Source organism: Parasphingorhabdus sp. (genome assembly GCF_049667325.1).
Classification (GTDB): domain Bacteria; phylum Pseudomonadota; class Alphaproteobacteria; order Sphingomonadales; family Sphingomonadaceae; genus Parasphingorhabdus.
In genome coordinates, this window is sequence record NZ_JBATHY010000184.1 from 1 (window position 1) to 7,469 (window position 7,469).

Annotated in this window: 9 protein-coding genes; 2 read left to right on the forward strand and 7 right to left on the reverse strand. The window is 54.1% G+C overall.

Features of this window, described 5'->3' with window-relative positions; genetic code table 11:
* Positions 1-632 (reverse strand): 2-hydroxychromene-2-carboxylate isomerase (locus WBM93_RS08150; RefSeq protein WP_424430662.1); only part of this gene is annotated, 632 nt, incomplete at its 3' end.
* Between the two features lie 431 nt (positions 633-1,063).
* Between WBM93_RS08150 and WBM93_RS08155 the strand changes: the two genes are divergently transcribed.
* Positions 1,064-3,457, forward strand: a complete 2,394-nt coding sequence (locus WBM93_RS08155) for a TonB-dependent receptor (RefSeq protein ID WP_424430665.1) — start codon at positions 1,064-1,066, stop codon at positions 3,455-3,457.
* Positions 3,458-3,573: 116 nt separating this feature from the next.
* Here WBM93_RS08155 and WBM93_RS08160 read toward each other — a convergent pair whose 3' ends face one another.
* From WBM93_RS08160 to trmD, 3 genes are all read right to left on the reverse strand, one after another.
* Entirely contained in the window at positions 3,574-4,599 is a 1,026-nt protein-coding gene (locus WBM93_RS08160) for an aspartate-semialdehyde dehydrogenase (protein WP_424430668.1), read from the reverse strand.
* A gap of 84 nt (positions 4,600-4,683) precedes the next feature.
* Positions 4,684-5,076, reverse strand: a complete 393-nt coding sequence (rplS, locus tag WBM93_RS08165; RefSeq protein ID WP_424430671.1) for a 50S ribosomal protein L19 — start codon at positions 5,074-5,076, stop codon at positions 4,684-4,686.
* Between the two features lie 3 nt (positions 5,077-5,079).
* Entirely contained in the window at positions 5,080-5,823 is a 744-nt protein-coding gene (gene trmD / locus WBM93_RS08170; RefSeq protein ID WP_424430673.1) for a tRNA (guanosine(37)-N1)-methyltransferase TrmD, read from the reverse strand.
* Between the two features lie 157 nt (positions 5,824-5,980).
* Between trmD and WBM93_RS08175 the strand changes: the two genes are divergently transcribed.
* On the forward strand, positions 5,981-6,388 hold the full coding sequence (locus tag WBM93_RS08175; RefSeq protein ID WP_424430676.1) for a hypothetical protein: 408 nt from the start codon (positions 5,981-5,983) through the stop codon (positions 6,386-6,388).
* 71 nt (positions 6,389-6,459) lie between these two features.
* On the opposite strand, the gene WBM93_RS08180 is transcribed toward WBM93_RS08175, so the two are convergent.
* The 3 genes from WBM93_RS08180 to rimM form a co-directional block, all read right to left on the reverse strand.
* Entirely contained in the window at positions 6,460-6,774 is a 315-nt protein-coding gene (locus tag WBM93_RS08180; protein ID WP_424430679.1) for a hypothetical protein, read from the reverse strand.
* Positions 6,771-7,139 (reverse strand): hypothetical protein, encoded by a 369-nt coding sequence (locus WBM93_RS08185; RefSeq protein WP_424430682.1) that lies wholly within the window; start codon positions 7,137-7,139, stop codon positions 6,771-6,773. The genes WBM93_RS08180 and WBM93_RS08185 overlap by 4 nt, the downstream gene beginning before the upstream one ends.
* A partial coding sequence (rimM, locus tag WBM93_RS08190) for a ribosome maturation factor RimM (RefSeq protein ID WP_424430685.1) occupies positions 7,136-7,469 on the reverse strand: 334 nt, incomplete at its 5' end. The genes rimM and WBM93_RS08185, both read right to left, overlap by 4 nt.

Consider the following 7,469-nt stretch of genomic DNA (forward strand, 5'->3'; position numbering starts at 1 on the left):
CCCTTCTGCTTCATTCGCCATACGGCCAGTTCAATCCGGTCCTGCCCGAAAAATGGTTCGCCTTCAAAGACCAGCGTCGGCACGCCCCAGTGGCCGGCGGCTTCCAGCTCCTTTTGATTGTCCGCGATTTCGGCATCCAGTCCTTCCGACTGAGTTGAGGCTTCCACTCGAAGTTCGGTCAGGTCCAGGCCGGCCCTTTCCGCTGCTTTTTCGAGGTGATCTCCTTCATTCCAGCCAGCGGTTCCGCCCCAGATCAACTGCGAGACCTGATTGGCAAATTCGAGGCCCTTGCCGCGCCGTGAAGCCGCCTGCCCCATCCGGGTCAGTTCGAAAATATAGGGCTGTTCGTCGGCAATCTTGCGCGTCGCGATATCCTGTACAATCGGATCGGGATTGGGCGGTGCCATCGGAATGCCCATATGTTGCGCCACCCGGAATATGTCCTTGAACACATAACCGAGCCAATTGGGATGGTTTTTCTCGAAAAAATCCGGTTCGCGGATCGCCAGCGGGTAAACGAAGCGCTGGTTGATTCTGAGATCATACTCCTGTGTGAGCGCGACATAACGCCGCGTCGCCAGATAGCTATAGGGAGAGCGGAAGGACCAGTATACGTCTGCTTGTAATGTCATAGACCGGATATTGCACCTAGGTTGATCGCAAAGGCAAGCCCGTAAAGCGGTGACAACGAACACTGCCAGAGACTTTCCAGCATTTGCTCCGGCGCTTTACGCAGGCAAGATGGCCCGGTCAGCGGTCAGCGATAAAACAAAGAATCGATCGGGTCATGGCAAAGGGGTACGTTTTCGTTTTGGGCACATCGGCACCGAAAGGCACTTCCGATGATACAAGGAGTTACTTCCTGCCCGCGCAGGGAATTTATCCCTAAGAAAAGCGCCATTTTCGGAAAAAATTGACAGAATTTGATCACCGTGTCCCATTTGCAACGAAGTGACATTATTAGCACAATGAGGTTGCAATTTGGCATGACATGATTGGCTCGCAATTGACCTGCTCCGGCAGTTCTCTATCTTGTTGGCAACATTGAGGGGAGGAACTTCAAATGAAAAACTCAGAATATTCTCGTAAAGTCCTGTTGTCTGGACTTTCAATATTTGCAGTCATGTCGGCTTCGGCGCCGGCACTGGCACAAACCGAAGCTGCTGAAGCAACGGATAGCAAAATCATCATCGTTACTGCGACGAAACGAAACGCCAATCTCCAGGACATTCCATTTTCAATCAACGCCCAGACCCAGGCAGATATTCAACGAACCGGCGCTGTCACCCTAGAGGACATCAGCCGCAATGTAGCCGGCCTGAGCATCCAGAACCTCGGCCCCGGCCAAAGCCAGGTTGCTATCCGCGGTGTGTCAGCCGGGCAAATTGTTCGCGACCAACCCGGTGTGAAGGAGCAAGTTGGCGTCTATCTTGATGAATCCGTGATTTCACTGTCGCTATTCACACCCGACCTGGATCTGTTTGATCTGAACCGGGTTGAAACCCTCCGCGGGCCGCAAGGTACGCTATTTGGCTCGGGTTCGATTGGCGGTACGATCCGTTATATCACCAACCAACCCGATCTTAACGACCTTAGCGCTGTGGTAGAAGGCGACGTGCAGCTTGTCGACGGCGATGATCTTGGCTGGCATCTTAAAGGTGCGGTCAATGTACCCCTCGCTGAAGACAAAGCCGCGTTCCGGGCCGTCGGATATTATACCCAATATGGCGGGTTTATCGATGCCCTGCGCGAAGGCGGCGGGATCACGGAAGACGTCAACTCCGGCGAGCGATATGGCGGGCGGTTTGCCTTGACGCTTCAACCAACCGAAGGCCTGACAATTACGCCGCGCGTCATTTACCAGGAAGTGATAGCCAACGGCAACAACAGGCAGGAAGTGTTCAACCTGTTCGCGAACCCGTTTACGACTACCCGCCAGGCAATAACGCTTGGAGAACGTCAGCAATATTTGCTGCTTAACGAGGCTTTCGAAGACCAGACATTGATCGCGGATCTTGTCGTCAATGCCGAACTTGGCACTGTGGCGATGACATCGGTGACCAGCTATACTGATCGCGAGATACTCGTAAGCCGTGATGCCAGCGCATTATCGGGATCGGTTTCGGTGGATCTCGGTTTTCCGGCCGCTGCCGTCACTCTCCCTTCCAATTTGCGGGATACCACCGATGTGTCGCAAGTCAGTCAGGAAGTGCGCTTTGCATCGGATACCGACAGTGCGTTCCAGTGGGTTGTCGGCGGCTATTATTCCTCCGTCAAGCGTCGCTATAAACAGCGGTTGCCAACACCGGGATATGATGCCTTTACCGATGCGACACTGGGTGCCGGGACATCGGCTGCGGTTGCGAATGGCTTTCCAGCGGACTCGCCATTCAATTCTGATCTCGACTATGACATCGAACAATTCGCTGCCTTTGGCGAAGCCAGTTATGATTTAACAGATGCGCTCACCGTGACAGCCGGCGGCCGTTATTATGACTTCCGGGAAGTTCGGAACATTACGACCGGCGGTCTGTTTGCCAATGGTGATACCGGCGTGGTCGACAGAACATCGTCCACCGGTTTCACACCGCGGGTGTTGGTGAGTTATGAAGTGGTACCGGATATCAAGATCAACGCCCAGGCTTCGCAAGGCTTTCGCCTTGGCGGTGTCAATGATCCACTGAATATCCCATTATGTACGGCTCAGGATGCCGCAATATTTGGAGCATTCCAGGACTATGATGATGAAAAGCTCTGGAATTACGAACTCGGGGTGAAAGCACAGCGTGGCGGAATCCGTTTCAACGCTGCGGCCTTCTACACCGATATCTCGGACCTTCAGGTAACCTTGGATGCCGGTTCCTGTTCTTCACGGATTTCGTTCAATGTTCCCAAGGCGCACACCGCCGGTTTCGAATGGGAATTGGGTGCTGAGCCCGTCGAAGGCCTGGACCTCGGGCTCTCCGGTTCGATACTGCAGGCCGAATTTGATTCCACGGTTGTTGACGGCAATGGAAACGTACTGGGTGGCGTGCAGGACGGCAATCGCCTTCCCTCGGTACCAAAATTCCAGGTATCGGCGAACGCGACATACACTTTCCCGATCGGTTCGGGTGACGCGTTCTTCAATGCGTCCGTCCAGCATGTCGGCAGCCGCTTCACCCAGCCAAGCGATCAGGTGAACAATCCGCGGACCTTCGTGTCCGGCTTGCCATTTGGCGGCGCGACCGGAAATGAAGCCACCGTGGTTGATCTGGAATTGCCATCCTATCAATTGGTCAATCTCAGCGCGGGTATCGAGCTGGACAACCAGCTTGATGTCATTTTCTATGTGAAGAATGTCTTCGATGAAAATGCTTTGATGTCCTTTGACAGGGAACGCGGCGGCCGCGCTCGCCTCGGCTTCCGGGTCAGTCAGCCCCGTACTTTTGGTATGACTGTCCGCAAAGGCTTCTGATCGTCAGCAACATCGATGGCCAATTAAAAAAGCCGGTGTGGAAACACACCGGCTTTTTTTGAAATCAAGAGAAACCTTGGCACAAGCCTGCGATGCGGCCGTGTGCCAAGTATCAGTTATCCCTTTTTCAAATGCTTCCGTCCCAACAACTCCGCAATCTGAACGGCATTGAGCGCTGCGCCCTTGCGCAGATTATCGCTGACGCACCAGATGTTGAGGCCGTTCTCGACCGTCGGATCTTCGCGAACGCGGCTGATGAAGGTTGCGCCGTCGCCGACACATTCAACCGGAGTGACATAGCCTTCGTCCTCGCGCTTATCGATCAGCATGATGCCGGGCGCATCGCGGAGGATTTTCTGCGCGTCCGAGGCCGACAGTTCTTTTTCAAATTCGATGTTGATCGATTCACTATGGCCGACAAATACCGGCACGCGAACACAGGTTGCGGTGACCTTGATCCTGGAATCGAGGATTTTCTTGGTCTCTACGACCATCTTCCACTCTTCCTTGGTCGAGCCATCATCGAGAAAGACGTCGATATGCGGGATCACGTTGAATGCGATCTGTTTGGTAAAAACATGGTTTTCCTTGGGATCACCGACAAAGATAGCGCGAGACTGTTCAAACAACTCGTCCATACCGCCTTTACCCGCGCCGGAAACCGACTGATAGGTAGAGACCACAACCCGCTTGATCGTCGCCGCATCATGCAGCGGCTTGAGCGCCACAACCATCTGGGCGGTTGAGCAATTTGGATTGGCGATGATATTGCGCTTGGTATAGCCGCTGATCGCCTCGGGGTTCACTTCGGGCACGATCAACGGTACGTCGGGGTCCATGCGATAGAGCGAGCTATTGTCGATCACCACGCAACCAGCTGCTGCCGCCTTGGGGGCATATTCCTTGGTCGCCGCCGAACCCGCAGCAAATAAAGCCATGTCCCAGCCGGCAAAATCGAAATTCTCGATATTCTGGACCTTGAGCATCTTGCCGGTGTCGCCAATCTCGATCTCGCTGCCTTGCGAACGTGAAGACGCCACGGCGGCAAGTTCGTCATACGGAAATTCGCGCTCTACCAGGACGTTGAGCATTTCGCGCCCGACGTTGCCCGTGGCACCGACAACTACAATTTTGTAACCCATGAAACTTTCCCTGTGCCTAATATTAAAACAGCCGGTTTTCCTTGGGTGGAGAACCGGCTGTTTGAAACTTTTATGAAGCGAAAATTATTTTTTTGCTTCGGTGCCTTTCGTAGGCTGGTTCAAACGGCGTTCCGCAATACGTGCGCGCTTACCGGTGAGACCGCGAAGATAGTAAAGTTTCGCACGACGCACGATACCGCGGCGAACCACGGTAATGCTGTCAATGTTAGGGGAGTAGAGCGGGAACACACGCTCGACGCCTTCGCCGAACGACATTTTGCGTACGGTGAAGTTGGAGCCCATGCCGCGATTGGTACGCGCGATGCACACACCTTCGTAATTCTGGGTACGAACGCGTTCGCCTTCGACGACGCGCACCCCGACGCGCAGCGTATCGCCTGCACGGAACTCGGGAATTTCTTTCGAAGCGATAAACGCGTCTACGGCTTCTTTTTCTAGTGTTTGAATCAGGTTCATGACCTATTCCTTATCTTTATCTTTTTCCTGCGCACCAGAGGGCGACTGATCCGGAGAGTCCCTGTGACGCTCCCATAAATCCGGCCGCCTTAGCCGTGTATCTTCCTCTGCCCTTTGTTTCCGCCAGGCAGCTATTTTCGCATGATCCCCCGATCGCAAGACTTCAGGGATGATACGCCCTTCCCATATTTGAGGTCGGGTATACTGCGGATATTCGAGTATTCCGTGCTCGAAACTCTCGTCATCTCCGCTAGAAGACGCGCCCATTACCCCGGGAAGCAGCCGAATGCAAGCGTCTAAAAGCACCAAAGCGCCCATTTCTCCGCCGGAAAGCACATAGTCGCCGATCGAGACTTCCTCAATGTCGCGCGCCTCGAACAGACGCTCGTCGAAACCTTCAAAACGGCCGCAGATTATGATGACGCCGGGACCGGCAGCGATTTCGCGGACGCGGGCCTGGGTGAGCGGCTTTCCGCGCGGGGTCATGGCTAGGATCGGGGCTTTTGGGTGATATTCAATCGCCTGATCAACGGCTGCCGCCATGACGTCAGCCCGCAACACCATGCCGGCACCGCCACCTGCAGGCGTATCATCGACGCTGCGATGTCTGTCGGTGGCAAAATCGCGGGGATTGATGGTGTCGAGCGCCCATTTCCCATCCTCCATCGCCCTGCCCGCCAGCGATGTACCGAGTGGTCCGGGAAACATCTCCGGGTAAAGGGTCAGGATTTGAGTGGCAAAGGTCATGGCACACGGTTGGGTCACGGTGGCCGTGCAAGTCAAGAATATCTTAACCGCAAAGCGCTAATTATCAGAAATGCGGATCACATTTCCCAATAGTTCCGAAACGAGAAATTTTGGCCGGACCAGGAGCATCCCTCTCAGTGGAAAAGCCCTCTGGCGAGTGGCCTATGCCGCCACCGCCGTGCTGTCGGCCTGGATCTTTGTCTATATTAGCGGCCTGTTCCCCTATCTGGGCTTTGAACAACGCTCGGAACAATATTTCCCCGGAGGGAAAACTTCGCTCAATGGCATTCCGGCTTTCGGGACCAAAACCATGCTGCTGTTCGCGGGACAGACAGCTTTCATCGACTATGATATTGAAACGTCCGGTCAGGGCGGGATCTATCTGGATGTTAAGCCTTTTTATCACCTTGGCTTTTCCGGAAACGAGCAAAAGCTCAATGGTTCGCAAAACGGCCGGGTCGAATTTCCGATCGAGCAAACCGGGATCTATCAATTCCGTTCCGCAACGGGATATTTCGGTACAGATCACAGGATCAGTTACAAGCTGAGCTGGGGTGCGAATTAGTCGGGAGCTACAATCTTGCTAGCGATCCGGAAGTGATTCTCGGGTGAAGTGTCAACGGTTGACGTTGATAGTCATTTCTTTTTGCGCCAGTTTATCCACAATATGGCGATCGTCATGCTGACGAAAAAACTGCCAAACAGTCCCACGCCGGTCCCAACGGTCATGTAGACGATGCCCTCGCGACCACAGACCTGACCATCGAGGCAATGATCAGATTGCAACCACCAGAGGTTGAACAGCCAATAGACCACCAACAGTCCCGGTATCGGGAGGCTGGCCCAGAACGGGAGCCAGCCAAGACTTATGTCTGGCTTGAGGCGCTTTGCAATTTCGATAATCGCGATGGTAAGCCCTGCTATCAGAAATATGATGACGATCAGTATCATTGCGGTTCGACAAAATCCGCTTTTACAGTCGCTGAATCATTGCCCATATCGATCGCTACCACGGGAACCGTGCGGTTTTTGCTCTTGTGCGAATTTTTCATCTCTAGAACCACGAATGTCATTATCGAGACCATCAATGCCATCGCGGCATATATCAGCGCTGTTTGAGCAGGATTTTCTCCAGCCACCTTGTCTTTGAAGAAGCCAGTATAAGCGACGGCGGGAGTCAGTATCAACTGCCCTGCCAATATCGTTCCTGCCATGCGGATCGATTGGCCGTGCTCTTGGCCGAGTTTCCACCCTCCGATTGCCGGCAACGCAACCACCACAAAGATCAGGAGGATATAGAATATCGGACCGATCACTCTTCCACAAACTCCGCCTGCACAATTGCCGGGTCATTGCCCAAATCGATCGCGATTACTGGCACCATGAATTTCTTGCCGTTTATACGCTCTATCTCGATCACATCGCCCGCACCAAATTCGTAGATGGCGAATATCTTGCCCAGTTCCTCGCCAGCGTCTGAGACGCAGCGCAGGCCGATGATGTCGATATGGTAAAATTCGTCTTCGTCCAGTTCCGGCAGGGCGGAGCGCGGGACGGTCAGTTCGGTGCCGCGGGCGGCTTCGGCGCCGTTGCGGTCGGTGATTTCGGCGATCCGGGCGATCGCGCCCATCTTGTGGGGCTTGACC